The organism is Streptomyces sp. NPDC001502, from assembly GCF_042894785.1.
GTDB classification, from domain to species: domain Bacteria; phylum Actinomycetota; class Actinomycetes; order Streptomycetales; family Streptomycetaceae; genus Streptomyces; species Streptomyces kutzneri.
Genome location: NZ_JBIAVW010000036.1, coordinates 1 through 26,694, shown reverse-complemented (window position 1 = coordinate 26,694; position 26,694 = coordinate 1). Strand labels below are relative to the sequence as shown.

Here is a 26,694-nt window from a genome sequence, read left to right as displayed (position 1 = left end):
CCTTCCGGAGTCCGTCGAGGCCGCCGCCTAGATCAGCCCCACGCGCAAGCCCTGAACATCGTCCTCGCCGAGGACGGGGCCCTGCTGCGCGAAGGGCTCGTAGGCCTGCTGACGCGTTTCGGCCACCGGGTGGTGGCCGCCGTCGGGGACCCGGACGAGCTCCGTGACGCCGTGGCCGTCCACGCCCCGGACCTCGTCGTGACCGACGTACGGATGCCCCCGGGCCTGTCCGACGACGGACTGCGCGCCGCCGTGGAGCTCCGGGCCGCGCGCCCGGACCTGCCGGTGCTGGTGCTCAGCCGGTACGTGCAGCGCTCGTACGCCGCCGACCTGCTGGATTCCGGGGACGGCAGCGGCACGGTGGTGGATCCGGAGGTCGTACGCCGGCTCCTGCGCCGGCGGCGCGATCCGCTGGCCGCGCCTGGGCCTGGTGGCGGAGGGCAAGTCGAACGGGGCCGTGGCCCGTGAGCTGGCGGTGTCCGAGGCGGCCGTCGGAAAACACATCGGGAACATCCTGGGAAAGCTCGGCCTGCCGCCCGCCGAGGACACCCACCGCCGGGTCCTGGCGGTCCTCGCGTACCTCTGCGGCTAATGGTTTTGAGCACCCCTGAGGACCGGGTAGTATTTTCTCTGTCAGCAGGCGCCGCTAGCTCAGTTGGTTAGAGCAGCTGACTCTTAATCAGCGGGTCCGGGGTTCGAGTCCCTGGCGGCGCACCTGTCCTTCGGGCGGTTTCCGGTTTCACCGGGAACCGCCCGAAGTGTTTTCCGGCCCATCGGCCCGCCCGCCCGGTGCTTCCTCCCGCCCTGGAGCTAGAGCGTGAGCGACAGCAGCAGCGGTGCGGCCTTCCGGTTCAAGGTGTCCGCCGCGGCCCGCAGCCGGTGCGCGTGCTCGACCGGCATCGACAGGGCCAGACAGCCCACCGAGGCCCCGGCCGTGATCGGGACCGCCGCGCAGACCGTGCCCACGGCGTATTCCTGCAGGTCCAGCATGGGCACGGTGGCGGGCTGGGCGTCCAGCTTGGAGAACAGGATCCGCTCGTTCACGATCGTCTTCGACGTGAGCCGGGCGATCTTGTGCCGGGACAGGTGGTCGCGCCGCCCGTTCAGGTCGAGCTGCGTCAGCAGACACTTGCCCACCGCGCTGGCGTGCGCGGCGGAGCGGAAGTCGACCCACTCGTGCACCTTCGGGGTGCGGGGACTGTCCGCGAACTGCGTGATCCTGACCTCGCCGTCCACGTACCGGCTGATGTAGACGGCCGCGCCGACCGAGTCGCGCAGCCGGTCCAGGGTCTCCTGGAGCTTGTCGGTGAGTGCCTGCTGCCGGTCGATGCCGGAGCCGAGCAGGACGAGGGAATCCCCTATGGCGTAAGCACCGTCGGACACCTGCAGGACATATCCCTCCCGGCGCAGCATGAGCAGCATCGGAGCGAGATGGGCTGCGGGCAGGCCGGTCTCACGCGCGATCTGCACGTCCGTCACACCACCGGTGTGACGTGCGATCGTTTCGAGTACGCGTAGTGCGTACTGCACCGAGTGGAACGGCGCGGTCGGCTCGGGCTTCAGCGCCACGGTTTCCCCCTAGCAGGTTGTTACCGCTTGCCCTACCACGATAGCCATCAAGAGGCCCATGTGGAGCGCCTGTTGGGGAGATTGCTGGCTCAATCATGCCTGTCAGCCAGGATCTACTCCATTGGCATATGCCACTGGCATGACCATCACCCCGCCCCACCGGGAATGCCCGGCGGCCGCCCACGGTTCGAGTTCTTCGTACGGTGTCGCACTGATACCGCACGCACAGGAGAGCGAAACGGGAGCGACGATGAGTGACGCAGGGGACGACGCACAGGGCAGCGCCAGCGGGAGCGGCGAGGCGAACCGGAATGCCGACGAGGATGTGAACGGACACGCGGCGGGGCGCGCGAACGGGCGCACGAACGGGATCCGCGCCACCGCGCCGGGCCGGGCGACCGTACCGCTCTCCGTCCTGGACCTCGTCACCGTCGGCGCGGGCAGCACCGCCCACGCCTCCCTCCGCACGAGCGTCGAGATCGCCCGCCTCGCCGAGTCCCGCGGCTACCACCGCCACTGGGTCGCCGAGCACCACTCCATGCCCGGCGTCGCCAGCTCCTCGCCCGCCGTGATCCTGGCCCACCTCGCCGCGCACACCTCCCGCATCCGGCTCGGTTCCGGCGGGGTCATGCTGCCCAACCACGCCCCGCTCGCCATCGCCGAGCAGTTCGGCACCCTGGAGGCGCTCGCCCCGGGCCGGATCGACCTGGGACTCGGCCGCGCCCCCGGCACCGACGGCCGCACCGCCGCCGCGCTGCGCGGACCCGGGCGCCTCGACGAGGCCGCCGACGCGTTCCCCCGGCAGCTCGCGGAGCTCACCCGCTTCCTCGACGACGACTTCCCCGACGGGCATCCGTACGCCCGCGTGCACGCCGTACCGGGCCCGGTCCAGGGCCCCGCCGGCCGGCCGCCGCTGTGGCTGCTCGGCTCCTCCGGCTTCAGCGCCCGCCTCGCCGGCGAGCTCGGCCTGCCCTTCGCCTACGCCCACCACTTCTCGGCGGCCGGCACCCTGCCCGCGCTCGACCTCTACCGCCAGAGCTTCCGCCCCTCGGCCGTCCTCGACGCCCCCTACGCCGTCATCGGGGTCTCCGCGCTCGCCGCCGACACCGACGAGGCGGCCCGCGCCCAGGTGCTCACTGGCGCGCTGTCGATGCTGCGCCTGCGCACCGGACGGCCCGGCCTGATCCCGACGCCCGAGGAGGCGGCGGCGTACCCGTTCTCCCCGCTGGAGCGGGAGTTCGTCGACGGCTGGCTCGCGAACGTCGTCCACGGCACCCCCGACGAGGTCCGCACCGGGCTGGACGACCTGGCGAAGCGGACGGGCGCGGACGAGCTGATGCTGACCGCCAACGCCCACAGCGGGGCGGCCCGGTTGCGCTCGTACGAGCTCATCGCAGACGTGTACGGCATGCCGGTGGAGGCGCCCGCCGCCGATTGACGGCGTGCGAACGGCGTTTGGCTGGTTTGTTGCCGAAACCTTGCGCGGAGCTGCCTGAAGGCAGCCTTAAACCGCTCGTCACCCGGGGTGGCGAGCGGTTTCTGATGTGCGCTCAAGTCTCTGACTTGGGGAAATAGCACCTGAGTGGTCTAGTCCTTCTTTGGTTCGAACCATTGACGTGGGGGTGGAGTGATCGCTATCACTTCTCTCACCCGAACCGCTTGATCTCCCCTCCCACCCCCACGGAGACAGCTCATGCACATCCGTAAACCTCTCATCGCTGCCGCCGCCACGGCCGCGCTGGCCGCCGGAGCGCTGGCCTCCTTCGCGGGACTCGGCACCGCCCAGGCCGCCGACGCCTCGGCCGGCGCCGCGGCGGGCGGCGTCCGTATCGCCTACTACGACCAGTGGAGCGTGTACGGCAACGCCTTCTACCCCAAGCACCTCGACACCCGCGGCATAGCGGGCAAGCTGGACGTCATCAACTACTCGTTCGGCAACATCCACCCCACCAACCTCACCTGTTTCGAGGCGAACAAGGCGGCGGGTGACGACAGCAACCCCAATGCCGGTGACGGCGCGGGTGACTCGTACGCCGACTACCAGAAGTCCTTCAGCGCCGCGGACAGCGTCAGCGGGGTCGCCGACAAGTGGGACCAGCCGATCGTCGGCGTCTTCAACCAGTTCAAGCAGCTGAAGGCCAAGTACCCGCACCTGAAGATCAACATCTCGCTGGGCGGCTGGACCTACTCCAAGTACTTCAGCGACGCGGCGAAGACCGACGCCTCCCGCAAGAAGCTGGTCTCCTCCTGCATCGACCAGTACATCAAGGGCAACCTGCCCGTCGAGGGCGGCTACGGCGGCCAGGGCGTCGCCGCCGGCATCTTCGACGGCATCGACATCGACTGGGAGTACCCGGGCTCCTCCGGCGGCCACCTCGGCAACCACTACGCCCCCGAGGACAAGCAGAACTTCACGCTCCTGCTCAAGGAGTTCCGCGAGCAGCTCGACGCCTACGGCCAGGCCAACGGCGGCAAGAAGTACCTGCTGACCTCGGCCCTGCCGGCCGGCCAGGACAAGATCAAGTACATCGAGACGGACAAGATCGGCGCGTACCTCGACTACGCGAACATCATGACGTACGACATGCACGGCGCCTGGGACAGCGACGGCCCCACGTACCACCAGTCCCCGCTGTACTCCCCGGCGGGCGACCCGACCGACCCGATCGCGCCGGGCACCCAGAAGTACAGCATCGACAACGCGATCGACTCCTGGATCGACGGCAACCCGGCCTACGGGATCACCGGCGGCTTCCCCGCCAGCAAGCTGACGCTGGGCTACGAGTTCTACTACCGCGGCTGGAAGGGCGTCCCCGCCGGGGCGAACAACGGCCTCGCCCAGTCCGCGACCGGCGCCTCGGGCGCCCGGCCCACCAGCCAGCAGGCCGGTATCGCCAACTACAAGGAGCTCGGCGGCCTCGTCGACAACCCGGCGACCACCTTCTGGGACGACCAGGCCAAGGCCTCGTACTTCTACAAGGACGGCGAGTTCTTCACCGGCCTGAACCAGAAGTCCATCCAGGCCCGGGTCGACTACGGCAAGCAGCGCGGCCTGGCCGGCGCGATGATGTACTCCCTGCTCGGCCTGGACAACAACACCACGCTGCTCAACCAGATCTCGGACGCCCTCGGCGGCACCACGGTCCCGCCGACCACCCCGCCGACGACGCCTCCGACCACTCCGCCCACGACCCCGCCGACCACGCCCCCGACCACCCCGCCGACGGGCTGCGGCTCGACCCCGGCGTACGTCGCGGGCACCGTCTACACGGCCGGCAACGAGGTCTCCTACAACGGCCGCAAGTACAAGGCCCAGTGGTGGACGCAGAACGAGACCCCGGGCACCACGGGTGAGTGGGGCGTCTGGAAGGACCTCGGCGCCTGCTGATCTCCCCCCACCCCGCGCCGAGCGGCACCCCGCCCTGCCCCCACTCTCCCGGGGGCGGGGCGGAGGTGTGTGACATGGTTGCGGGATTCCCGACACCGGTACGTGTCGACGTCGCTACTCTCGGCCACAAGCTCGTTCTCCGCTTGGAGGTGCCGTTTCCCATGGCCGTCGTCCGTGACATCGACCCCAGTGCCTCGCCGCTGGACTACTACAGCTACGAGCTGCGCCGCCTGAGGGAAGAGGCGGGCCTGAAACAAGCCCAGTTGGGCGCGATCATCTTCTGCACGGGCTCCCTCATCGGCATGATCGAGAACGGCAAGCGGGTCCCGACCCGGGACTTCTCGGAACGGGTGGACGCGGCCCTGGGTACGGACGGGCACTTCTCCCGCCTGGTGGGGCTGGTCCTGCGGAGCGTCTTGCCGGTGTGGTTCCAGGCGTACGCGGAGATGGAAGCCCGGGCGACGTACATCTCCGTCTACCAGTCGCAGGTGGTGTACGGACTCCTTCAGACGGAGGCCTACGCACGCGCGGTGCTGGCGACAGGATTGCCGAAGCGGCTGGATGAGTTGGTCGCGGCTCGAATGGAACGACATCGCATCCTGCACCAGGAGAAGTCGCCGCTGGTCTGGGTCGTGCTCGACGAGGGAGTGCTGCACCGGCCGATAGGAGGTCGTCAGGTGATGCGAGCGCAACTTGCCCACCTGCTCAGCTTTCATGGGAACCGGTGGGTTCAGATCCAGGTGCTGCCGTGTGCGGCTGGTGAACACGCTGGCCTGATCGGGTCGTTCAACGGACTGCGCTTCGACAGTGATCCGGACATCGTCTACACGGAAGACCTCATCTCGGGCCACATGACGGCCAACCCCGACACCGTCAGGGAAGCCGCGCTTCGTTACGCTCACTTGCAGGCCGCGGCACTCTCCGTAGAGGACTCGGCGGTGTTGATCGCGCAGGTAATGGAGGAGCGTTATGGGGAGCAGCCAGAACCTGACCGGCATGCTGTGGCGTAAGTCCAGCTACAGCGGGAACACCGGCGGCGACTGCGTCGAGTGCGCCCCGCTCGGCACCGCCGCCTGGCGCAAGGCCTCGTACAGCGGAACCACCGGAGGAGACGGCCAGATCGCCGTCCGGGACTCCAAGAACCCCCACGGGCCGGTCTTCACGGTCACGGCAGACGCATTCGCGACCTTCGTCCGGAGTCTCTGACCGTCAGAGCCAGCCCTGCTGGGCCGCCTTGAGGCCGGCTTCGAAGCGGCTCGTCGCGTGGAGGCGTTCCATGAGGGCCGCCATCTGGCGCCTGACCGTGCGCAGCGACACCCCGAGCCGCTTCGCCGCGGCCTCGTCCGTCATGCCCGAGGCCAGGAGCTTCAGCAGTTCGAGCTCGGTCGCGGTGGGGCGGGTGTCGCTGGGGCGGGGGCGGTCGGCTCCGAGCGGTACGGCGGAGTCCCACGTCTGCTCGAACAGGTTGGTCAGGGAGGCCACGATCCCGGGCGCGCTGGTGCACAGGGCGCCCAGACGGGAGTGGTCGGGGTCGATCGGGACCACCGCCACGGCCCGGTCGAATATCAGCAGGCGCGGCGGCAGGAGCGGGCTCGTCCGCACCTGGCCGCCCTGTTCGGTCAGCCACCGCGCGTAGGCCAGCGTCGTCGGATCGTTGCGGGCGCTGTCCTGGTAGACCGAGCGCATCTCGATGCCACGGGCCAGCGCCCGCCGGTCCAGCGGCCGGGAGGCCTCCAGGCTGGCCTCGGACAGGGCGCCGCCCGGCAGGATCGCCAGGCATTCCCGGGACAGGCCGTGGGCGAGCTGCTCCAGGCGGCCCTGGATGGCATCCATCCCCACGAGCCGCTCCGCGCCGTCGACCTCGGTGTTCGGGCTGAGTTCCGCGAATTCGGAGACCACCTGCGCCGCGGCCGCCTTGCTGCGGGCCAGCTCCTGCTGCTGCCGGGCCAGTTCCTCCTCCTGGCGGCGCAGCAGCAGCTCCAGGCCCAGTTCGGGTCGCACCGCGCGCAGCCCGCCCGGGCAGTCCCGTGACGGTCTGAGCAGGTCGAGGTCGACGAGCCGGTCCAGGCCCTCGCGGACCTGGGTCTCGGTGAGGCCGAGGCGGGTGCTGAGCTCGGAGATCCCCCCTGAGGGGTCGGCCAGCATGCCCCGGTACACGGCTTCCACATCTGCTCCGAGCCCCAGTGTCTGCAGCATCTCCCAGCCCCCCGGCGGTAGTTGGGCGGCCCGGCGAGCGCCGCCTCCGTGATCGTAGGCGAAGTCTGGCACCAAGGTGCCAGGCCCGTTGGTGACAGCCGGAACCTCTTCTTCGCAGGGCCCGGGAGCAGCAACATGGTGATCACCGGGACGGCGGGGAGGAAACTCCCCGACTCAGGCCAGAGCCGCAAGGACGATCCGGACCAGCGCGCAGCACACCGCACCGAACGCCTCGCTTCCGAGCCTGTGACCTGGGGGAAACCGTGTCCCGTACCGCCCGCTTCGCCGCTGTCGCCGCCGTCTTCACCGCCCTCTGCGCCGGTGCGGTCACCACTACCTCGGTGACCGCCTCCGCCGAGCACCACCACGTCAGTGCCTCCGCCGACGGCAGCATCAACTGGGACGCGGCGCCGACGTCCCTTGAGGACAGCATCAACTGGGACTAGCGGGCATGCGCGTCGTACGAGCCTCCCTCTCGGGGCCTCGTGCCGATCCGGACCGGGAGGGCGTGCTCGCTCTCGTCTCCGATCTGATCTGGGCCCACACCCCCGCAACGCACGGCCTCGAACACCTGCGGGCCAAAGCCGCCCGCGACGGTGTGGACGTCTACCTCTTCCTGCGGGCCGCCTCCGAAGCCGCGGCCCTCACCCAGGCCCGCGCCATCCTCGACGGCGCCCGTGCCCCACTGCGGGCGCACGGCTACCGCACCACCGAGCCGCACCGCGACCGTTCGTCAGGAGAACGCAGTGACCACCACCCTCCGTCAGGCTGCCCGTAAGAGCGCGGTGGCCGCCCTCTCCACCGCCCTCGGCGCCGGCCTGCTCACCGCCGCGGCCGTCGCCACCGCCCCGGCCGCCGAGGCCGCGAGCACGTGCAGCGGGACCGCCTCGATCTACGGGGTCCTTCCCGACGGCCGGCTCACCTTCAGCACCATCACCCCGGCCACCGGCGCGCTGAAGAAGGTGCGGATCGGGGCGGACCTGGGGTTCGAGCCCAAGGCGATGGCCACCCTCAACTTCAACACGGTGCTGGTGACATCGACGACGGGCGCGCTCTACCGCCTCGACGTCCTCACCAACAACGAGTCCCTCGTCCTGGAGCGCCCGCCCGTCAAGATCTTCGACAGCGGCTGGACCCACGACAAGCTGACCTACGACGGACACGGACACCTGTACGGCACGGCGGGCGGGGTGCTGCTCCAGTACCTGGTCTCACAGCCCAAGCCGACCGGCTCGGCGCACATCGCCCAGCGCAAGGAGATAGGCGGCGGATTCGTCCTGAAGACGCTCACGGCCGCCGGAGACGACCGCCTGCTCGCCACCACGTCCGCCGGCGCGCTCTACTCCTACAAGATCAACAGTGATGGGACCTGGGGCCGCGACGACCTCAAGACCTCCGGCTGGTCCGGCTTCGACCAGGTCGTATCGCCCGGTGGCGGCCTCTACTACGGCCGGATCGAGACCACCGGCGCCATGTACTGGTACAAGGACGCCAACCCGGCCGACGGCAGCGGCAGCGACATCGCCTACCACAACGACACCCCCGTCAACACCGGCGGCTGGACACAGCAGCTGCTCTCCGCCCAGCCGGCGACCTTCAGCTGCACCACCACCGCGGACCCGCTCGACGGCAAGGACATACCCGCCGTGAAGGCGGCCGGCCGCGACCTGATGAACAAGCACGACGGCGGCGCCTGGAACAGCTCCACCCAGTGGAACTGCCTGGAGCAGCTCTGGGACCGGGAGAGCGGCTGGCGCTACTGGGCCGACAACCCCAGCTCCACGGCGTACGGCATCCCCCAGGCCCTGCCCGGTTCCAAGATGGACGCCTTCGGTGACGACTGGCGCACCAACCCGGTCACCCAGATCAAGTGGGGCCTGTCCTACATCGACGGCCGGTACGACACACCGTGCGGGGCCTGGACCCACTTCCTGAACAACAACTGGTACTGAGCCGCCCCGAGCCGCGCCCGCCCGCCCGCGCCCGCTCCCCGCGCTCTCCCCCCTTCTTCCTCCCTCACCTTCCCGGCCCGACGCGCGTACGTCAGGGCTGCCCAGAATCCGGAGACACCCATGTCCTCGTCGTCCCTCAAGCGCCGCTTCGCCGCCACCCTGGCCGTCTCTGCCACCACCCTCGGCATGGTCACCCTCACCTCGGCGCCGGCCCAGGCCGCCGCGATCTGCGGCGGCAACGTGTCGGTCTACGGCACCCTCCCCGACGGACGCCTCACCTACACGGCGATAGCCCCCAACACCGGCGACCGCGTCAAGACCCTGATCGGCGCGAACCTCGGTTTCACGCCCAAGGCGATGGCCACCCTCAACTTCAACACCGTCCTCGTGACCTCGACGGCCGGCGAGCTGTACCGCGTCGACATCCAGACCAACGACAGCGCCCTGGCCCTGGCCGGAGTCACCAAGATCTGGGACAGCGGCTGGACCTTCGACAAGCTGACCTACGACGGCGCCGGCCACCTCTACGGCACGGTCGGCGGCGAGCTCCACCGCTACAACGTCTCCCAGGCCAAGCCCAGCGGGCCCGCCCACATCGCCAAGCACGCGGTGATCGACACGGGCTTCGTCCTCAAGACGCTCGCCGCCGCCGGCGACGACGTCCTCATCGCCAGCACGGCCGACGGCCGGCTGCTCTCGTACCAGATCAACGGCGTCGGGGACTGGGAGAGCTCGGTGCTCAAGAGCTCCGGCTGGTCGGCGGTCGACAACCTCGTCTCGCCCGGCGGCGGCCTCTACTACGGCCGTACGAACGGCGGGATGTACTGGTACCACGACGCCGACCCCACCGACGGCAAGGGCGACGACATCGCCTACCACCCCGCCGACCCGGTCGACGCGAGCGGCTGGACCCAGAGCCTGCTCTCCGCCTTCGCCAACGACTGCACCTACCAGCCGCCGGCGCCCCCGACCCCCACCCCCTCCACCAAGGGCGGGCAGATAGCCCGCAGCGAGATCATGAGCCGCGCCGCGAACTGGCTGAGCCGTGACATCCCCTACAACCAGGGCGCCTACGCCTCCGACCCGGACGGCGACCACACCTACCGCACCGACTGCTCCGGCTTCGTCTCCATGGTCTGGCACGCCGGTACCAGCTACACGACCCAGAGCCTGCCGGGCGTCGCCGCCACCATCTCCAAGTCCGACCTCCAGCCCGGCGACGCGCTGAACACCCTGGACGGGCACGTGGTGCTCTTCGAGAAGTGGGTCGACAAGGCCGCGGGGAAGTTCTCGTACATCCACGAGGCCAACACCAACGACGACATGATGCGCGGTCAGGACTACCTCAACGGCGGCACCGACGGCCGCATCGCCGGCCACGCCGCCTCGGGCTACGTCGCCCTGCGCTACGACAAGGTCGTGAACGGCTAGCCCGGCCGGGCCGGACGGCCACGCAAGCGAAGGCCGGACCGCCCATCGGGCGGTCCGGCCTCCTCGTGTCAGAGCTGGTACTGGCCGACCGTGATGAAGTACCGGAGCTCCTCCGGAGTGCTGCCGTCCAGGAGCCTGCTCGCCTCCGCGCGCAGGGCGTCGCTGATGCCCGGGCGGGCGAGGACGCGGGCGACGTCGACCCGGTCGTCCTCGGCCTGGGCCAGACGCAGGCCCGTCTTCAGGAACGCGGCGCGGTCGGCCGGGGTGCCGTCGAGGGCCTTGCCGGCTGCGCGCTTGACGCCCGGGCCCGGCTTGGTGGCGAGGATCTTGGCGATGGCGAACGCGTTGTCCTCGTCCTGGGCCCTGGCGAGGCCGGTGGCGAAGAAGGCGACGCGGTCGGCCGGGGTGCCGTCGAGGGCCTTGCCGGCCGCGCGCTTGACGCCCGTGCCCGGGTTGCCGGCCAGGATCTTGGCGATGGCGAACAGGTTGTCCTCGTCCTGAGCCTTGGCGAAGCCCGTGGTCAGGAAGGCCACGCGGTCGGCCGGGGTGCCGCTGAGGGCCGCGTTCGCCTCGCGGATCACGGCCTTGCCGCTCGCCGGGTCCGCCAGGATCTTGGCGATGGCGAAGGCGTTCTCCGTGTCGGAGCCCAGCGTCGCGCTCGCCGGAGCAGTGACCGACGCCTTGGCCGGCGCGGCGGAGGCGAGGGACGGGGTGGCGAGCAGCAGGGCGGGAGCGAGAGCGCCGGCGGTCAGAGCGAGCGCGGTACGGGTGAGCTTCATGCTGGTGTTCCCCCATGGATCACAGAAGTCGGTCAAAAGCCTTTGCCCGGTGATCGTTCCAAGGGGTTTTCGGTCTGTCCAAACGCGCAAATGGCATCAAAGTGACCGTAGAACCAGGAAGTGGAATGCCGCTAGAGGCGGTTGTCCGCACCCGGCCTGGTGCCGATCATCTCGGCGATCCGCTCCGGGGCCACCGCCCGCGAGTAGAGCCAGCCCTGGCCCGTGTCGCAGCCGACGCGCCGCAGCCGCGCGGCCTGCCCCGCGGTCTCCACGCATTCGGCGGTCACCGTCAGCCCGAGCCGGTGGGCGAGCTGGACCAGGGCTTCGACGATCGTCTCGTCGGCCGGGTTCGGGTGCGTGCCCTCCTCGTAGCGGAATCCCTTGACGAACGAACCGTCCAGTTTCAGAACTGATACAGGAAGCCTGCTGAGGTAGGCGAGGTTCGAGTAGCCGGTGCCGAAATCGTCGATCGCGATCCGCACGCCCATGTCGCTGAGTGCCTGAAGGGCCTGGAGGGGACGCCCGGCCGAGCCCATCACCGCCGACTCGGTCAGCTCCAGCTGCAGCAGCTGTGGGGCGAGGCCCGTCTCGGCCAGGATCTCCGCGACGTCGCCGACCAGGTCCGAGTCCCAGACCTGCCGGACGGCGACGTTCACCGACACGAACACGGGGGAGTCGCTGGGCTGTTCGATCTGCCAGCGGCGGGCCTGCCGGCAGGCGGTCCGCAGCACCCACTGTCCCAACTGGACGATGGAACCGTCCTCTTCGGCGATCCCGATGAACCGATTCGGCGTAAGTGTGCCGAATTGCGGGTGGTTCCAGCGCACCAGGGCCTCGACCCCGCGCACCGCGCCGCTCTCCAGGTCCACCAGCGGCTGGTACTCCAGCTCGAACTCCCCCCGTTCCACGGCCGGTCGGAGCGTGGAGGAGAGCGCCTGGCGGGTCATCCGGTGCGCGTTGCGCTCCGGGTCGAACAGGGTCCAGCGGGCCTTGCCGTCCGCCTTGGCCCAGTACAGGGTCGTGTCGGCGGCCTGCATCAGGCCGGTCGCCGAGGTGCCGGCCGCCGCCCGCTCCACGACCCCGATCGAGGCGGAGACGGACAGCCGCTGCCCGGCCAGGTCGAAAGGTTCCTGTACGGCGGCCAGCACGCTCCGCGCCAGGTCGGCGAGCTGTTCGGTGCCGGTGGAGTCCTCGACCAGCAGGGCGAACTCGTCGCCGCCGAGGCGCGCGACCAGGTGCCCGCCGGTGCGCCCGTAGCCGGACTGGTCGGCGCACTGGGTGAGCCGGGCGGCGACGGCGGTCAGCAGCCGGTCGCCGACCCGGTGGCCGAGGGTGTCGTTGACGGCCTTGAACCCGTCGAGGTCCAGGTAGCACAGCCCGATCCGGCCGGTGCCGCCGCCGTGTTCGTACGAGGCGGCCTCCAGGGCGGAGGAGAGCCGCTCGAAGAACAGGGCGCGGTTCGGCAGGCGTGTGACCGGGTCGTGCATCTGGAGGTGGCGCAGGCGGGCCTGGAGGTCGCGGCGGTCGCTGATGTCGGCCACCGACAGCAGGACGTCCCCGGTGCCGGGGACGGGTCCGAGCGTGACCTCGGTCCAGAGCGAGTGCCCGTCGGGGTGCTTGAGGCGGCGGGTGCAGCGCAGGCGGGCCTGCCGGCCGCGGAGCACCTCCTGGTACGCGGCCCAGGTGCGGGCCTCCGCGGCCAGGTCGACCAGGTCGGCGGCGGACCGGTGGATGAGCGTGTGCGGCTCGCTGCCGAGCAGCCCGGCGAAGGCCTGGTTGGCGGCGACCACGTAGCCCTCACGGTCGACGACGGCCATGGCGAGGTGGGCCGCGTTGAAGGCGGCCCGGTAGTCGCGCAGGTCGGAGTCGGCGCGGTGCGACGGCGCCGGCGCGGCCTGGGTGGCCGATGCCGACGGCACTGCCGGCACTGCCGGGTGACGCTCCGTAATGGCCGATCGGATGCTGTCGGCCGCCGAACCGGTTCCTTCTGAGGTTCCGCTCACCGTTGGCTCCCGCAGTGTTCGTGAGTGTCCGCGCAGGAAAGTGTGCCGATCATAGAGGCTGCCGGGAGGCCCTATCCAGCGGCGCCACCGGTTGAGACGGTTCAGTTCGGCGTGATGACGGATCGGCGGCGAAAGACCGGGCGATCGTTTCTGCGCGGCTCTGAACATGCGGGGGCTCCTGCTGATCTCAGGTGATCGGTCGTGACGTTCTGTAGGCAGAGGCGTGAAGTTCGAGGGTCACCGACTTGCCGTATTACTCACTCGTGTGGGGCAGCGGAACAGGGCATTAGTAAGACAATCGCCTCAAGGTGGATGAACAGGCACGAATCCACCACCGGAGGTCGATGTGACGCGACAGCAGACACCCGGGGGAGTGGAACGCTCCATCCGAAGTACCGCCGCGGCGCTCACCTCCCTGACGGCGCTCGCCGCCATGTCGCTCGTCGCCGGTCCCGCGGTGGCCGACTCGGGATCCGCGCCTTGTGCGCTGACCCGCACCTCGGCGCACCACTCCCTCGGCCTGGACACCTGGAACGGCGCCTTCCCCAAACCCGAGCGCACGCTCAACGCCGTCATGGTCTTCCTCTCCTTCCCCGACCACCGCAGCGCCCTGAAGACCGAGGAGATCGTCGGCGACTACTTCCCCGCCACCAGCGACTTCTTCGAGCAGGCCTCGTACGGGCGGTTCCGGCTGGTTCCGCACCCGCAGAAGCAGTGGATCCAGATGCCCAAGCCGTCCACCGCGTACGGGATAAAGCGGGACTGGGCCGCCGGGGACCGGGCCTCCTACCTGCGGGACGCGGTCGCCACCGCCGACGCCCAGGTGGACTTCCGCAAGTACGACGTCGTCTACTTCGTCGCCGACCCGGACGCGCCCGGCGTGGACTCCGACGCCACGAAGGTCGTCAACTTCGAGAACCCGATCGTCGCGGACGGCACGGAACTGCGGCGGATCGTCACCGTCTTCGAGCGCCACCCGCCGGACCGCAACGTGCTGGCCCACGAGACCGGGCACGTCTTCGACCTGCCCGACCTCTACCACCGGCCCACGGACGGCAAGGGCGACTGGGACACGTACGTCGGGGACTGGGACGTCATGGGCAGCCAGTTCGGCATGGCCCCGGACCTCTTCGCGTGGCACAAGTGGAAGCTGGGCTGGCTGGACGCCTCCCAGGTCGACTGCGTGCAGTCGGGCTCCTCGCTGCACACCCTGCAGCCGCTGGCCCAGGCCCCGCCGAGCGGCGGAACGGGCGGCACCAGGCTCGCGGTGATCCGTACGGGCCCCGGCAGCGCGATCGCCGTCGAGGCGCGGGGCTCCGCCGGCAACGACGGGGACACCTGCACGGAGGGCGTCCTGGTCTACCGGGTGCGCAACGAGGCCTCGTCGGGCGGCGGCCCGATCGAGGTGCTGGACGCGCACCCGTCGACGGAGGCGTGCTGGGACCGCTCGGTGTACCCGCCGCTGGCGGACGCGCCGCTGGAGGTGGGCGAGACGTACACGGTGCCGGGGGAGCGGATCACCATCGAGGTGGCGGACCGCACCCGGTCGGGCGCGTACACGGTGAAGATCACGACGTGACCGCCGGGCGCTCTGCCGGGCGCTCCGCGGGACGACGAAGAAGGCCCCCCACGCGCATGGGAGGCCTTCTTCCGTCGGTGCGCTGCCCCCCAGCGGGCTATGCGGGGGCGGCGCGCCGCCAGGTGACGGCGATGTCCGCCACCACCAGGATGGCGATCACGATCACGAGCGCCCAGAGGTTCTCACCGTGGACATCGCCGAACGGGATGTAGACGGCGAGGCCGGCGGGTGCCATGCCCCGGTAATGGGCGACGGCCTTCGTCGCGTTGCGGGGAAGCGGTACGGGCAGGGAAGCCATCCGCCAGCCGGACTGCGGCTCCGGCCGCTGCTCGTCGTGGGGGCGGCCGTCCGGCCAGGTCGGGGTAGTGTCCATGACGTCGTGTCCTCATCTCTGGGCGTGACTGAGCGGTGAGGTGGGCTGCGTTTCCTTGGCCGGGGCGCAGCACACCCGCCGTGCGGAACGAGCGGAGAGCGGAGAGCGGAGTGCGGTCAGCCGGCCGGAAGCGGGCCGGGCGACACGATCGCCACCCAGGCCTGAACGGCGGCTTCCTTCGTGCTGAGCTGAGTGCGACGGAACGGGCCGAGGGGCAGGCGGCGCTGATCCGGCCCCAGCCGGAGCCAGGTCGCATCGGTCACCGCCAGGACGAGTTCGCCGCGGCCACCGGCCAGGGCGAGCCGGAGCTCGGGAGCGTCCAGGAGCCGGAAGGCATGGCTGATGTCCCTGCCGACATGGCCCCTCTCGTCCTGGAGCGTCACTCCCGTGTGCAGGACGGCGCGCAGCTGTATCTGCTCCTGGCGTGCGGCCGTCGCGTTGTGGTCGTGGAGCGCCGCGGCCAGCGCCGGCACGACGGTGTCGACGACCAGGCCGGGTTCGACGACGGCATCGAGGAGGCTCATGATGCCGTCCCCGCGGTCGAGCATCTCGCAGGCCGCAGGTGGGATCTCTGCCTTCCGGAGCCCGGCGGCCAGGGCGCCGTACAGGACCCGTCGCATCGTCAGACAGGCGCTGTCGGTGCGATCGGATCGGGTGAAGCCCACGATGTCGAGGCCCAGGAAGGTCTTGCGCACGGGCATGTGCATACGGTTACGCTAACACACCGTCAGTCCTACACAGAAGAAGTGTGAAAATTACCAGTCTGGTCAGTTGTCGTCGGCCAGTACCTGCAGGGCCGGAAGATCGATGACGGCGATCCGGCCGCGGCTGGTGGTGACCATGTCGTGCTTGCGCAGCAGGTTCAGGGCCTTGGCGACGGCCTCGCGGGACGCCCCGATCATCGCCGCCAGCTCGCTCTGGGTGACGGGCAAGGTCAGCGACGGGGAATCCGGGCCGCCCGAGGGGGTGCCGAGCTGCTCTGCGAGGACGACGAGCTGCGCCGCGATCCGCCGCAGAACGGTCTGTGACGCCATGTCCAAACGGGCCTGGTCCGACTGGCGCAGACGGGTCATCAGGATGCGCACCAAGGAGCGCAGGACCTCCGGGTGCTTCTCCAGGAAGCGGTTGAGCTGAGCGGCGGTGACGATGGTCGTCATGACGTCGGTCTTCGCGATCACCGAGGCGGACCGCGGCTGTCCGTCCAGTGCCGCCATCTCGCCCACGATGTCGGGGCCTTCGCGGAGCCCCAGGATGACCTCATGGCCCGTCTCCGCGGTGACCACGACCTTGGCGATGCCCTCCCGCAGCAGGACCGCGTGCGACGACGGCTCGTGCTCGCGCAGGATCACGTCTCCGGCCGCGTACCGGACCTGGACACCAAGGCCCAGAAGGGCGGCCGCATGCTCACCGGCCAGGGCCTCCCACAGATCGCTCTTGCCAGTCATGAGTGCTTCCTCGGTTGGTGCGCGCGACCCGTACAACGTAGACCACAACTCGATCCGATCATGCGGGCTCCCGGAGGTCCGCCCCGGCCCCTCGCCGCCACCGAGCCCCGGGAACGCCGAAGGCCGCCCTTCCCGAAGGAAGAGCGGCCTTTGACGTTTGCCTCGCTGTGCGCCGCCAGGGACTCGAACCCCGGACCCGCTGATTAAGAGTCAGCTGCTCTAACCAACTGAGCTAGCGGCGCTTGCTGACGAGGAAGACATTAGCAGGAGGATCCACGGAACGAAAAATCGATATCCCCAGGTCCGGTCGGTGCGGGGCTGCGGGCCGCCCGTACGAAGGCCCAGAGCAGGGCCTCGGGCCCGGGAAGCCAGGGCTCGCGCGCGTCAGGAGCCACCAGCCACCGGGACTGTCCGGGCGTGGCGGCCAGCGGCGGCACGGTGACGGCGTCGCCGCGGCCGTGGCACAGCGGCGCCGGGGCGGTACGGGAGCCGCCCCGCTCCTCCCACGCCAGCAGGGCGGGCAGCCGGTGCGCGGTACCGGGGGCGGCGAAGAGCAGCATCCGGCCGCGGTGCACGGCGACCGGCCCGGAACCGGGACCCTCGGCCCACAGCAGGTCGAGGATGCGGCGCCCGAGGACGAGCGGGACGTTGACGACGTCGAAGGGGTCACCGCAGGGCAGCGTGGCGGGCAGCCCGGGCCGCGCCTCCCACACCGCGAGGGTGCGCCGGGGGTGGGCGGCCGCGGAGGTGAGCCAGGCGGCCCCCTGGGGTGTGACGTGGGTGGCGGGTGCGGTGCGGGTCTGCTCGCCGCGCGCGTGGAGGGCGGTGCAGCCGGGAGCCTTCGTCAGCGTCGTCATATGCCACTGTCTACCCGCCGTAGCGAAACAGTATCCGCGAGTTACCGAAAACGGGGACGGCGGGGCTGTCACCGGAGTATGGTGCGCTCCTCGCACGCCGGGCGGGGCCGGCTGTCCAGCCCCTCCGCGGCCTACGGCGTACCCGCGCCGCGCTGGAGGCTTTCGCCGAATTCGATCATCTTGCGGGCGTAGTCCTCCGTCCACTCCGCCTGCTCGGCGATCAGGGCCGGTGAGAGCCGGTCGAACCGGCGGGGATCCGCCAGCTGGGCCGCCGCCAGCGCCTGGAACTCCACCGCCCGCTCCTGCGCGGCCCGGAAGGCCAGCGTCAGCTCGGTCGCACGGGCCAGCAGCTCCCGCGGGTCCTCGATCGACTCCAGGTCGAAGAAGTGCTCCGGGTCCGCCACGGCCTCCGAGGGCTCGAAGAGCAGAGGCGCCGGCCGCAGCCGCCGCTCGGTCCGCTCGGGCTCTGCCATGCGTGTCCTCCTGCTGCGCGTGCGAAGTGATTCCGGGCCACCGTCCATTGTCCAACGCCGCGCAAGACCCCTGCACGATGGGCTAGAACACCCGTATGGCCGATGAGATGCACGCGCAGATCGACAGGCTCAGTGGCGAGGGAGTCGCACAGGTGATCGGCTGGCGCCGGCATCTGCACCGCAATCCCGAGCTTCCCAACCGCGAGGCCGGCACCGCACGGCTCGTCGCCGAGGAGTTGCGCGCGTTCGGGCTCGACGAGGTGCGGACACAGATTGCCGGGCACGGGGTGGTCGGCGTCCTGCGGGGCGGGCTGCCCGGACCGCGGGTGGCCGCTCTGCGGGCCGACATGGACGCCCTGCCCGTACCCGACCGCTGCGGCGCCGACTTCGCGGCGCCGGACGGCGGCGCCTCGCACGCCTGTGGGCACGACTGCCACACCGCGATGCTCCTCGGTGCGGCCCGCGTGCTGGCCGCCGTACGGGAGCGGCTGCCCGGCACCGTGCTGTTCGTGTTCCAGCCCGCGGAGGAGGGCCCTCCGGTGGGGGAGCAGGGCGGCGCCCGGCTGATGGTGGCCGAGGGAGCCTTCGCCGATCCGGTGCCGACCATGGCCTTCGGGATGCACGTCACCCCGCACCCCAAGGGCTGGGTCGGCTGGAAGGCCGGCGCCATGTACGGCGCGTCCTGCCTGGTCCGCATCGTGCTGACCGGCCGTCAGTCGCACGCCTCCTCACCCTGGCACGGCATCGACCCCATGCCGGCCGCCGGGGCGCTGCTGACCGGGATCGGCCAGCTCTACCGCCAGATGTCCGCCTACTCCCCGCTGACCGTCTCCATCGGCCACGTCGAGGACGTCGGCCGGTACAACGTCATCGGCGAGACGGTCACCCTCTGGGGCACCGTCCGCTGCGCCGAGGAACGGGACATGCCCGAGGTCAAACGCCGGCTGACGGTGCTCGCCGAGCACACGGCCCAGGCGTACGGCTGCACCGCGCGCGTGGAGCTGCTCCAGGACGTGCCCGCCGTGCGCAACGAGCCCGCCTGGGTGGCGGCCGCCCTGCCCACCCTCACCCGGGTCGCGGGCGCCGACCGGGTGGTGGAGGTGGGCGGCACCCTCGGCTACGACGACGTATCCGAGCTGGTCTCCCGCTTCGGCGGGCTGTACGTGATGCTCGGCGTCCAGGACACCGCCCTGGACCCGGCGACCGGCGAGCCCGTCGCGGTGCCGGGCGGGCGGGGGCTGGCGGGCAACCACCATCCCGCCTTCTACGCCGACGACGACACGCTGCTCACCGGCGTACGGCTGCACGCGCACGCCGCGTACGACCACCTGGTGGGGAGCCTGCTCACACGGTGACGGCCTCGGCGGCGCGCCGCGCCGCCAGTTCGGCCACGTCGTCCAGGACCCCGGCGAGCTCGCCCGCGAGCGCCTCCGGGGCCAGGAAGCCCTCGGGGCCGAGCAGCTTGGGGATGCCCGGGATCGCGACGGAGCGCTCGGCGGGCAGCATGCCGAGGCGGGTGAGGACCGGCAGCAGCATCTCGGCGGCCGGGACGCCGCCGGTGGGGCCGGCGCTGTAGCTGACGATGCCGACCGGCTTGCCCTTCCACTCGTTGTAGAGGAAGTCGATGGCGTTCTTGAAGGGGGCGGTGAAGCCGCCGTTGTACATCGGCAGGACGAAGAGGAAGGCGTCGGCCGCGTCGACCAGGGCGCTCCAGTCGCGGGTGTGCTGATGCGCGTAGTTGCCGGTGGAGGCGTACTCGGGCTCGTCGAGGAAGGGCAGGGCGATCTCGGCGAGGTCGACGGAGGTGACGTCGAAGCCGCCCCGATCGCGGGCCTGCTCGGTGACCCAGCGGGCGAGCGGGCGGCCGGCGGAGGTGGGGCGGGTGGCGGCGGAGACTACGTGCAGGCGGGTCATGGTGAGGACTTCCCGTTCGGTGCGGTTGTTGATGTGTCACCTAATGAAACTCAGGATCTGAATGACATGTCAACCAGATAAGTGATGTGTCACCGACCTGGCTAGAGTGGCGGACATGACCCCCGCACCGGAGCCCGGGCCCCGCTGGCTCACCGAGTCCGAACAGGACGCCTGGTACGCGTGGCGGCGGATGTTCCCGCTGGTCAACGCCGAGATCGCGCGCGACCTCACGCAGGACAGCGGACTCTCCGAGGCCGACTACGACGTCCTGTCGGTACTCGGCTCCACGAACGGCCACCGTATGCGCATCAGCGCCCTGGCCGAGCTGATGCGCTGGTCCCGCAGCCGGCTGTCCCACCAGCTCACCCGCATGGAGCAGCGCGGCGCCGTCCGCCGCGAGGAGGTGGCCACCGACGGCCGCGGGGCGGAGGTGGTCCTCACCGACGCCGGCGTCACCCTGATCACGGAGGCGGCCCCGCTCCACGTGGAATCCGTCCGCCGCCACCTGATCGACGCACTGACCCCGGACCAGCTGCGCACCCTGGCCGAGGTCGGCGAGGTGCTCCGCGACCGCCTGGGCGCCCGCCGGAAGGCGTGACGCGGGCTCCTCTTCTCGGTGAAGGTTCGGGCGCGATCGGTTTCGGCCAATTCTTCGGCGATTGCTTGCGCCGGGCAGACGCCCACCGCTACGGTTTGCTCGCTTTGTGTGATATTCCACTACTTGGCGTCACCCTAGAGGCTCTTTGATAGCGGTGAGGCGCAAAGGATCGATGTGGCACTCGCTCGCGATATGAGAATCGGAATCATTGGCCTCGGGCGCCTGGGGGCGGCGTCGGCTGAGGTTTTCCAGCGCTCCGGCTATGAACTCGTGGGCGTATCGGCCCGGTCGGACGCGTCAAAGGCGCGTGCTGAACAGCGGGTTCCCGGCGTTTCGGTGCTGTCTCCACAGGAAGTGGCCGCGCGCGCCGATTGTGTCATTTTGACGGTATCCGATGACGCGATTGCCGCAGTGGCGGAAGAGATCGTCGCCGCAGGGAGTCTGCAGGCGGGGAACATTGTTGTGCATCTGAGCGGCCGCTGCGGGCTGGAAGTCCTTGAATCGGCTCGGAAGGTATCGGCTGTTCCTCTTGCCTGCCACCCGGCCATGACCTTTGCGGGAACGCCCAACGATGCCGATCTGCTGGCGAGCTCCCCATTCGGAATCACCTCGCTTCCGGAACACCGTCAGTACGCCGAGGGCTTCGTGGAGGCGATCGGCGGAAGCTGCACGTGGATCGCGGAAGACAAGCGGACGATGTACCACGCGGCGATGGTGTTCGGCGCCAATAACCTGATTTCGCTCATCGCTGTGGCGATCCAGGCGATGGTGGCGGCGGGCATCGAGGATGCCGGCGGTTTTCTGGCACCCATTCTCCGCGCTTCCTTGGAGAATACGATCGAACTCGGCCCGCAAGCGTTGACGGGTCCGGTGCGGCGGGGGGACATCGGGACGCTTCATGCCCACATCGAAGCCCTGCGGGAACTGAAGCCGGAATTGATCCCCGGATACGTTGACTTCGCTCGCTTTACGGCCGGAATGGCTTTGCGGGAGGAGTTGAATGATGCCGCCATTCTACAGAGGGCGCTAGTTGCCCTTCAGGGTGAAGGTGCTCCCGAATAGAGGAAGTGTTCGTCGCGTGTGACCGGCGTCGATCGAGACCTGTACTGAACCGGTAGCCTTCGCGGCCGGTTCGTCCGTCGACGCTGCCCCTGGCGGCGTGCTCCTTACGGCCGCCAGGAGACGCGGTGCTCGGCCAGATGGGCCAGGACCGAGTGGTTCGCCTCCCAGCCGTCCGGGAATTTGACCGTCACGCCCAGCTGGACCGGCTCCGTCGACGGATGGTCGTCCAGCAGCTCCGCTATGCCCGCCCGGGCCACCACCACGCACGCGTGCCGGTGCCGGGAAGCCAGCACGCACAAGCGGCCCGTCTCCAGGTGGAAGGCCGTCGCGTCCGGGCGGCCCGACAGCGGGTGGAGGACCACCGTGAGGTCGTACTCGCGGCCCTGGAGCCGGTTCGCGGTGTCCACCGTGACCCCCGTGACCCCGAGCGAGGCCAGCGCCGCGCGGACCGCGGCCGCCTGGTCGCGGTGGGCCGTGCCCACCGCGATCCGGTCCGCCGTCAGCGGGGCCGGGTCCGGGAACTGCTCGTCCGAGGTCACCGCCCCGCGGTCCAGGGCCCGGCGGACCACCAGGGCCACCGCCCGCACCGCCTCCGGGTCGGTGCGCGGGGTGTGCCGCGCGGGCAGCTCCAGCAGGCCCCAGCCCGCCTCGGCCGCCTCGTCCAGTACCCGGTCCGGGCCCGACCCGTCCGAGGCCACCCCGTACGACAGCCGCCGCTCGCCCGGGCCCGTACCGCTGCGGAACTGCGTGTACGGGTAGAAGGCGCGGGAGACCAGCGGCGCCGCCGTCGCCGGGAGCCGCCAGGACACCGGCAGCCGGTGCTGCGGCAGTTGCGGATTGTGCGCCAGCAGGGTGCTCACCGCCGAGGCGGAGGGGTCGTAGGACAGGCCCGCCCACTGCTCCGCGCCGACCACGCTGAACGGGTCCAACTGCCCCGGATCGCCCACGAACAGCGCCCGCTCGAACAGCCCGGCCACGGCCAGCAGCGCGTCCGAGCGCATCTGGTACGCCTCGTCGACGATGGCGTGCTGCCAGGGCTCGACATCCTTGACGAAGGCCCACTTCGCCGCCGTGGAGATGGTGATCGGCAGCTCCGCCAGGTCCTTCGGCTTGGCCGACAGAGTGACCGAGGGCAGCTCGCGCAGCGCCGGGTCGTAGGCGTCCCCGTCACTGCTGTGCAGCCGGCCCACCTTCAGCTCCGGGTCCTTCTCGGCGAGACGCAGCACCAGATCGTCGACCTGCGCGTTGGTCTGCGCCACCACCATCAGGCGGCGTCCGGCCGCGGCCAGCTCACGGGCCGCGCGGACCACGAGCGTGGACTTGCCGGCTCCGGGCGGGGAATCGACGACCACACCCCGCTCGGTCCCGTGCAGGGTGTCGGCCAGGATCGCGGCGGTCGCCCGGGCGGCCGCCGCGCCCGGGTCGAAGGGAGCGGTCGTGCTCACAGCAGGTCCTCGTCGGTCACGGAATCGGGCAGGGGAAGGGCGCCCGCCGATCCCGGCGGGCCACCGTGCGTCCACGGGGTCTGCTCGGGCTCCGGGAGTTTCGGGCCGCCGCGCGCGTCGTGCTCGAAGAGCGTCCAGCAGAGCCGGTCGCCCTTCTCCGGAACCGTCCCCGGCTCGGGATCCCGGCCCCGGCCCATCTTGTCGAGGAGCCGCAGCACCAGCCGCCCGTCCTCCTCGAAGCGGACGAACTGCGCGCTCTGCGGGCGCCCCTCCAGCGAACGGAACACCTTCCCGCCGCCCTCGTCCGCCAGCTGCGGCCGGTCCTCCGTCACCACGGTCACCAGCGGGCGCGGACTCGGCCGCTTCGACTCCGTCCACTCCATCACCACCTCGGTGACCTCACCGGCGAAGGCCTCGCCCGCCAGCCGCCGGCCCGCCATCACCAGCGGGTCGTCCAAGGCCTCCTGGGCGTCGAGCCGCACCTGTTCGGTCTCCCGCGTGGCCAGCTTCTGGGCCGCCGTCACCGCGTCGTCGCGTCGCGGCTGCGGCGGCTCGCCCGCCCGTACACGGTCCCGGTGGCCGGTGTAGGACCAGCGGTCACGCGTCCAGCGTTCCTCCGCGCGCTCGCCCGGCGGCAGGGCGCGCAGCAGGTCGATCGCCTCCCACGTCCTCCACCAGGTGCCCGACAGCTGGGATTCGACCAGCCGGTGCACCACCAGCTCGGCCGCCCGGACATGGCGGTCGTCATCGCCGGGCCCGGCCGCCAGGGCCGTGCGCGCGGCGTCGTAGCGGGCGATGGCGGGAGCCAGCAGCTTGTTGTCGAAAGCCGGGTCGGTGGCCGGACCGGCGGGCGGGCACAGCAGCTGACCGTCCTTGTCACGGACCAGCTCGGCCCGGTGCGCCTCCTCGGCGCCCGACCGGCCCTCGGGCGGGTCGATCCAGCCCAGGAGCGCGCCCAGGTGCTGGTCCTCCAGATTGCTCTGGCCCGTGGCCCAGTGCCGGGACAGCAGATCCGTGGCCGACAGCAGCATCGAGGAGCCGGGCACCCGCGAGCGCTCGGCGAGGTGGGTGAACCAGCGGCCGAGCATCGGCACCTGCGAGGGCGCCGGATACGGATTGTCCGGATCCTCCTCGGCGGTGCGCCGGAACCGCATCGAGCGCCCCAGCAGCCGTACGTACTCGATGCCCGCCCGGCTCGGCACGATCAGCTGCGGCGCGTCCACGCACAGCTCAGTCTCGACCTTGACCCGCTTGCCCGTCTCCGGGTCGGTCTCGCTGCGCTCGGCCGGCTCCACGGCGTCCGCGTACGCGTCGATGTGGGCCAGCACCTGCACGGCGAGGTCCGCGAGGAAGGCCCAGCGCCGGTCGCGGTCGCGCGGCTGGGGTATCACGAACACCCGCGGCGCGTGCCGGTCGGCGCCGACCATGGCGCCGAGCGGGGCGCCCGCCTCACCGGCCGTGGTCAGCGGCACGAACACCATCGGGCGCTCGCTCAGGTGGCGGTGCCGCACGGTCGCGAGCGGCTGGGCGCGGCCCGCGCGTACGGCCTCCAGCCGGGCCAGGGTGCTCAGCAGGGACATGCGGGGGTCTCCGGGACAAGGTGCGGCGGACGGGCGGCGGCCAGTTCCAGGGCCTCGGCGCGCAGCCGGGCGGCGCGGTGCAGTGCGGCAGCGGTCGGATCCTCGGCGCAGCCGGCCCCGGCGGCCGCCGCGAGGGCGGCCTCGACGGTGGTCAGCGCGCCCAGCTCCCCCCGTACCGACCGGCCCAGCGTAGTGACCTGGCCGGCGGTGCGGGCCCGGTCACGGCAGTGGAAGGCGAGCTCGCAGGCGGCCAGGCACTCGGGGGCGTAGGCGGCGTCGACGGCGGACACCGCCAGGGCGAGCTCCTCGGCGGTCCGCGTCGCCGGGTCGAAGCTGAGGCCCTCGGGCAGGGCGGCGGCCAGCTCCTCGACGCGGGTCAGCCGCTCCAGCTGGCGCCGGGTCACGGAGCGCTCGCGGCGGATGTCGACGGGGGAGGCGGTGGGCAGGTTGGAGAAGTCCTTGGGGCAGACCAGCAGCACGGTGTGCCCGACCTCGGCGCCGGGCAGTTTCGCGGCGGTCTTCTCCAGGGCCAGGACGTAGACGGCGGCCTGCCGGGCGGCGGCGCCCACCTTCGCGGCGTCGGCGGCGCCGTCGATCATCGGGAACGACTTGATCTCCACGACCGTCCAGCGGCCGTCGGGGTGGACGACGACGGCGTCGGGCTCCAGGTAGGCGGGGGAGCCGGCCACCTCCAGGGCGAGCATCGGGTGGTCCAGCAGTGTCCAGGCCCCGCTGTCCCGGCCGGCGGCGGTCGCCTCGCGCAGGGCGAGCGCGGTCCGGGCGGCGCGGCCCTCGGGGCCGGCGGCGGTCAGGTCGGGGACGCGGGCACCGGCCCCGGGGGACCCGGGAGGCTCGTCGGCGGGCGCGAGGTGCGCGTGCACCAGCCGCAGCAGTTCGGCTCCGCCGTCGCCCTTGACCTTGGCCTCGAAGGAGTTCCCGCGGACTATGGCGAACTGCGACTGCCCGAAGGAGGCGGGTGAGCCGAGCGCGGAGGCGAGGGCGGTCTTGTCCACGCCCGCACCGTCGAGCAGGGCGCGTCTGCCGCAGCCGGGATTGGCGGCGAGGGCCGCCAGCGCCCGGGCGTCGAGCGGACGGGGCGGCACGGCGGGGCCGCGCAGACCGGCGAGCCGCTGCCGCAGAGTCGTCGGCTGCGCGGGGCTGCTGGGCGGGTAGGAGCTCACCCGCGGAAGTGTCCCATCCGCCACTGACAATCGGGGACCTGGCGCGGAAACCGGCCGTGGGAGCGGGTGATGGATGATGGACGGACCTCGAACGAACCGGGAGAATTCACATGGCCCCCCGCATCCTGCTGGCCCGCCACGGCCAGACGGCGTGGTCCCAGCTCGGCAAGCACACCGGACGCACGGACGTGCCGATGCTGGAGGAGGGCAAGCTGGGCGCGAAGCTGCTCGGCGAGCGGCTGGCCCGTGACCCGTGGCGGGGGCTGCCGGGCGTGGAGGTCCGCACCAGCCCGCTCGTGCGCGCGAGCGAGAGCTGCGACCTGGCGGGATTCGGCGCGCGGGCCGAGCCGTGGGACGCGCTGATGGAGTGGGACTACGGCGACTACGAGGGGATGACCCCGGCCGAGATCCAGGCCGTCCGGCCGGGCTGGCTGATCTGGCGCGACGGGGTCCCGGGCGGTGAGTCCGTCGCCGATGTGGCGGCCCGCGCGGACGAGGTGGTCGCCTGGGCCCGCTCGGCGGAGCGCGACGTCCTGGTCTTCGCGCACGGGCACATCCTGCGGACGCTGGCCGCGCGCTGGCTGGGCTTCGAAGCCTCCTTCGGTGCCCGCATCCGGCTGGAGCCGACGTCCCTGTCGGTGCTGGGCTGGGCCTATGGCGCGCCGGCGCTGGAACGCTGGAACGACACGGGTCACCTCGCGTAGCGGTGGCTGAGCCGCCTGCCGTGTGCCCTGCGGGCGGCTCGGCGGTGTGCGGTGCGGGCCGTCTGCCGGGCGCTGCCCGGACCCGCGCCTCAAACGCCGGCGGGGCTGGATGTGGCGGGGTGGGGGGCCGGGGCGGGGTGTCTCCTCGGCTCGGCGCGTGCGGGT

Annotated in this window: 25 protein-coding genes, 2 tRNA genes and 2 pseudogenes; 15 read left to right on the top strand and 14 right to left on the bottom strand. The window is 71.2% G+C overall.

The genetic code is table 11. The annotated features are described in order from the left end of the window. The first annotated feature begins 51 nt into the window (after nt 1-51). Together ACFY0D_RS37890 and ACFY0D_RS37885 are read left to right on the top strand one after the other, a co-directional pair. Nucleotides 52-592: pseudogene (locus ACFY0D_RS37890) on the top strand (response regulator transcription factor). Between the two features lie 48 nt (nt 593-640). Next, nucleotides 641-714, top strand: a tRNA-Lys gene (locus ACFY0D_RS37885). Between the two features lie 96 nt (nt 715-810). On the opposite strand, the gene ACFY0D_RS37880 is transcribed toward ACFY0D_RS37885, so the two are convergent. Next, nucleotides 811-1,569 carry an IclR family transcriptional regulator gene (locus ACFY0D_RS37880; RefSeq protein ID WP_030012142.1) on the bottom strand — a complete coding sequence of 253 codons (759 nt, stop codon included), beginning with the start codon at nt 1,567-1,569 and terminating at the stop codon, nt 811-813. A 250-nt stretch (nt 1,570-1,819) separates the two neighbouring features. On the opposite strand from ACFY0D_RS37880, the gene ACFY0D_RS37875 reads away from it, so the two are divergent. The 4 genes from ACFY0D_RS37875 to ACFY0D_RS37860 all read left to right on the top strand — a co-directional run bounded on the left by ACFY0D_RS37875 (nt 1,820) and on the right by ACFY0D_RS37860 (nt 6,163). Then, nucleotides 1,820-3,007, top strand: coding sequence for an LLM class flavin-dependent oxidoreductase (locus tag ACFY0D_RS37875; protein WP_390802429.1), 1,188 nt, complete (start codon nt 1,820-1,822; stop codon nt 3,005-3,007). A 255-nt stretch (nt 3,008-3,262) separates the two neighbouring features. Next, nucleotides 3,263-4,957 (top strand): glycosyl hydrolase family 18 protein, encoded by a 1,695-nt coding sequence (locus ACFY0D_RS37870; RefSeq protein WP_390802428.1) that lies wholly within the window; start codon nt 3,263-3,265, stop codon nt 4,955-4,957. 161 nt (nt 4,958-5,118) lie between these two features. After that, the gene (locus ACFY0D_RS37865; protein ID WP_390802460.1) at nt 5,119-5,967 is read left to right on the top strand and encodes a helix-turn-helix transcriptional regulator; all 849 of its coding nucleotides are present in this window, start codon (nt 5,119-5,121) and stop codon (nt 5,965-5,967) included. Then, nucleotides 5,927-6,163, top strand: a complete 237-nt coding sequence (locus tag ACFY0D_RS37860; RefSeq protein ID WP_390802427.1) for a DUF397 domain-containing protein — start codon at nt 5,927-5,929, stop codon at nt 6,161-6,163. The genes ACFY0D_RS37865 and ACFY0D_RS37860 overlap by 41 nt, the downstream gene beginning before the upstream one ends. Before the next feature lie 3 nt (nt 6,164-6,166). Here ACFY0D_RS37860 and ACFY0D_RS37855 read toward each other — a convergent pair whose 3' ends face one another. After that, nucleotides 6,167-7,153 (bottom strand): LuxR C-terminal-related transcriptional regulator, encoded by a 987-nt coding sequence (locus ACFY0D_RS37855; protein ID WP_390802426.1) that lies wholly within the window; start codon nt 7,151-7,153, stop codon nt 6,167-6,169. A gap of 263 nt (nt 7,154-7,416) precedes the next feature. Between ACFY0D_RS37855 and ACFY0D_RS37850 the strand changes: the two genes are divergently transcribed. The 4 genes from ACFY0D_RS37850 to ACFY0D_RS37835 all read left to right on the top strand — a co-directional run bounded on the left by ACFY0D_RS37850 (nt 7,417) and on the right by ACFY0D_RS37835 (nt 10,536). Beyond that, complete coding sequence (locus tag ACFY0D_RS37850; RefSeq protein ID WP_390802425.1) at nt 7,417-7,599, top strand: hypothetical protein; 183 nt, start codon at nt 7,417-7,419, stop codon at nt 7,597-7,599. Between the two features lie 5 nt (nt 7,600-7,604). Further along, nucleotides 7,605-7,931, top strand: a complete 327-nt coding sequence (locus ACFY0D_RS37845; RefSeq protein ID WP_390802424.1) for a hypothetical protein — start codon at nt 7,605-7,607, stop codon at nt 7,929-7,931. Then, nucleotides 7,900-9,105: a peptidase S1 and S6 gene (locus ACFY0D_RS37840; protein ID WP_390802423.1), complete on the top strand. Its 1,206-nt coding sequence runs from the start codon at nt 7,900-7,902 to the stop codon at nt 9,103-9,105. The genes ACFY0D_RS37845 and ACFY0D_RS37840 overlap by 32 nt, the downstream gene beginning before the upstream one ends. 120 nt (nt 9,106-9,225) lie before the next feature. Further along, nucleotides 9,226-10,536, top strand: coding sequence for a tachylectin-related carbohydrate-binding protein (locus tag ACFY0D_RS37835; RefSeq protein ID WP_390802422.1), 1,311 nt, complete (start codon nt 9,226-9,228; stop codon nt 10,534-10,536). 68 nt (nt 10,537-10,604) lie between these two features. On the opposite strand, the gene ACFY0D_RS37830 is transcribed toward ACFY0D_RS37835, so the two are convergent. Together ACFY0D_RS37830 and ACFY0D_RS37825 are read right to left on the bottom strand one after the other, a co-directional pair. Continuing rightward, a complete protein-coding gene (locus ACFY0D_RS37830; RefSeq protein WP_390802421.1) occupies nt 10,605-11,315 on the bottom strand; it encodes an ALF repeat-containing protein in 711 nt (236 codons plus the stop codon). Nucleotides 11,316-11,446: 131 nt separating this feature from the next. Beyond that, nucleotides 11,447-13,318 carry a putative bifunctional diguanylate cyclase/phosphodiesterase gene (locus tag ACFY0D_RS37825; protein ID WP_390802420.1) on the bottom strand — a complete coding sequence of 624 codons (1,872 nt, stop codon included), beginning with the start codon at nt 13,316-13,318 and terminating at the stop codon, nt 11,447-11,449. Between the two features lie 373 nt (nt 13,319-13,691). On the opposite strand from ACFY0D_RS37825, the gene ACFY0D_RS37820 reads away from it, so the two are divergent. Further along, nucleotides 13,692-14,897: a M6 family metalloprotease domain-containing protein gene (locus ACFY0D_RS37820; RefSeq protein ID WP_390802419.1), complete on the top strand. Its 1,206-nt coding sequence runs from the start codon at nt 13,692-13,694 to the stop codon at nt 14,895-14,897. Between the two features lie 97 nt (nt 14,898-14,994). Here the strand turns inward: ACFY0D_RS37820 and ACFY0D_RS37815 are convergent, their stop codons facing one another. The 6 genes and pseudogenes from ACFY0D_RS37815 to ACFY0D_RS37790 all read right to left on the bottom strand — a co-directional run bounded on the left by ACFY0D_RS37815 (nt 14,995) and on the right by ACFY0D_RS37790 (nt 18,045). Then, on the bottom strand, nt 14,995-15,270 hold the full coding sequence (locus tag ACFY0D_RS37815) for a hypothetical protein (protein WP_390802418.1): 276 nt from the start codon (nt 15,268-15,270) through the stop codon (nt 14,995-14,997). A gap of 116 nt (nt 15,271-15,386) precedes the next feature. Further along, nucleotides 15,387-15,977, bottom strand: coding sequence for a hypothetical protein (locus tag ACFY0D_RS37810; RefSeq protein WP_390802417.1), 591 nt, complete (start codon nt 15,975-15,977; stop codon nt 15,387-15,389). Nucleotides 15,978-16,037: 60 nt separating this feature from the next. Beyond that, the gene (locus ACFY0D_RS37805; protein WP_390802416.1) at nt 16,038-16,715 is read right to left on the bottom strand and encodes a Crp/Fnr family transcriptional regulator; all 678 of its coding nucleotides are present in this window, start codon (nt 16,713-16,715) and stop codon (nt 16,038-16,040) included. A 168-nt stretch (nt 16,716-16,883) separates the two neighbouring features. Next, a tRNA-Lys gene (locus ACFY0D_RS37800) sits at nt 16,884-16,957 on the bottom strand. Continuing rightward, nucleotides 16,948-17,572: pseudogene (locus ACFY0D_RS37795) on the bottom strand (bifunctional DNA primase/polymerase). The gene ACFY0D_RS37800 and the pseudogene ACFY0D_RS37795 overlap by 10 nt, the downstream one beginning before the upstream one ends. Before the next feature lie 131 nt (nt 17,573-17,703). Then, nucleotides 17,704-18,045 (bottom strand): hypothetical protein, encoded by a 342-nt coding sequence (locus ACFY0D_RS37790; RefSeq protein ID WP_301370906.1) that lies wholly within the window; start codon nt 18,043-18,045, stop codon nt 17,704-17,706. A 95-nt stretch (nt 18,046-18,140) separates the two neighbouring features. On the opposite strand from ACFY0D_RS37790, the gene ACFY0D_RS37785 reads away from it, so the two are divergent. Next, a complete protein-coding gene (locus ACFY0D_RS37785) occupies nt 18,141-19,400 on the top strand; it encodes a M20 family metallopeptidase (protein ID WP_390802415.1) in 1,260 nt (419 codons plus the stop codon). On the opposite strand, the gene ACFY0D_RS37780 is transcribed toward ACFY0D_RS37785, so the two are convergent. Next, nucleotides 19,390-19,959 (bottom strand): NADPH-dependent FMN reductase, encoded by a 570-nt coding sequence (locus tag ACFY0D_RS37780; protein ID WP_390802414.1) that lies wholly within the window; start codon nt 19,957-19,959, stop codon nt 19,390-19,392. The two genes, ACFY0D_RS37785 and ACFY0D_RS37780, sit on opposite strands and share 11 nt — an antisense overlap. A gap of 115 nt (nt 19,960-20,074) precedes the next feature. On the opposite strand from ACFY0D_RS37780, the gene ACFY0D_RS37775 reads away from it, so the two are divergent. Continuing rightward, a complete protein-coding gene (locus ACFY0D_RS37775) occupies nt 20,075-20,557 on the top strand; it encodes a MarR family winged helix-turn-helix transcriptional regulator (RefSeq protein WP_390802413.1) in 483 nt (160 codons plus the stop codon). 192 nt (nt 20,558-20,749) lie between these two features. Further along, on the top strand, nt 20,750-21,619 hold the full coding sequence (locus tag ACFY0D_RS37770; protein WP_390802412.1) for a Rossmann-like and DUF2520 domain-containing protein: 870 nt from the start codon (nt 20,750-20,752) through the stop codon (nt 21,617-21,619). A gap of 104 nt (nt 21,620-21,723) precedes the next feature. Here the strand turns inward: ACFY0D_RS37770 and ACFY0D_RS37765 are convergent, their stop codons facing one another. Genes ACFY0D_RS37765 through ACFY0D_RS37755 form a run of 3 tightly spaced genes read right to left on the bottom strand, consistent with a single transcriptional unit; the run spans nt 21,724 to nt 25,855 of the window. Then, the gene (locus tag ACFY0D_RS37765; protein WP_390802411.1) at nt 21,724-23,064 is read right to left on the bottom strand and encodes an AAA domain-containing protein; all 1,341 of its coding nucleotides are present in this window, start codon (nt 23,062-23,064) and stop codon (nt 21,724-21,726) included. Beyond that, entirely contained in the window at nt 23,061-24,644 is a 1,584-nt protein-coding gene (locus ACFY0D_RS37760) for a hypothetical protein (protein WP_390802410.1), read from the bottom strand. The genes ACFY0D_RS37765 and ACFY0D_RS37760 overlap by 4 nt, the downstream gene beginning before the upstream one ends. Next, nucleotides 24,632-25,855 (bottom strand): hypothetical protein, encoded by a 1,224-nt coding sequence (locus ACFY0D_RS37755; protein WP_390802409.1) that lies wholly within the window; start codon nt 25,853-25,855, stop codon nt 24,632-24,634. The genes ACFY0D_RS37760 and ACFY0D_RS37755 overlap by 13 nt, the downstream gene beginning before the upstream one ends. Nucleotides 25,856-25,935: 80 nt before the next feature. On the opposite strand from ACFY0D_RS37755, the gene ACFY0D_RS37750 reads away from it, so the two are divergent. Continuing rightward, on the top strand, nt 25,936-26,529 hold the full coding sequence (locus ACFY0D_RS37750; protein WP_314252622.1) for a histidine phosphatase family protein: 594 nt from the start codon (nt 25,936-25,938) through the stop codon (nt 26,527-26,529). The last annotated feature ends 165 nt before the right edge of the window (nt 26,530-26,694 follow it).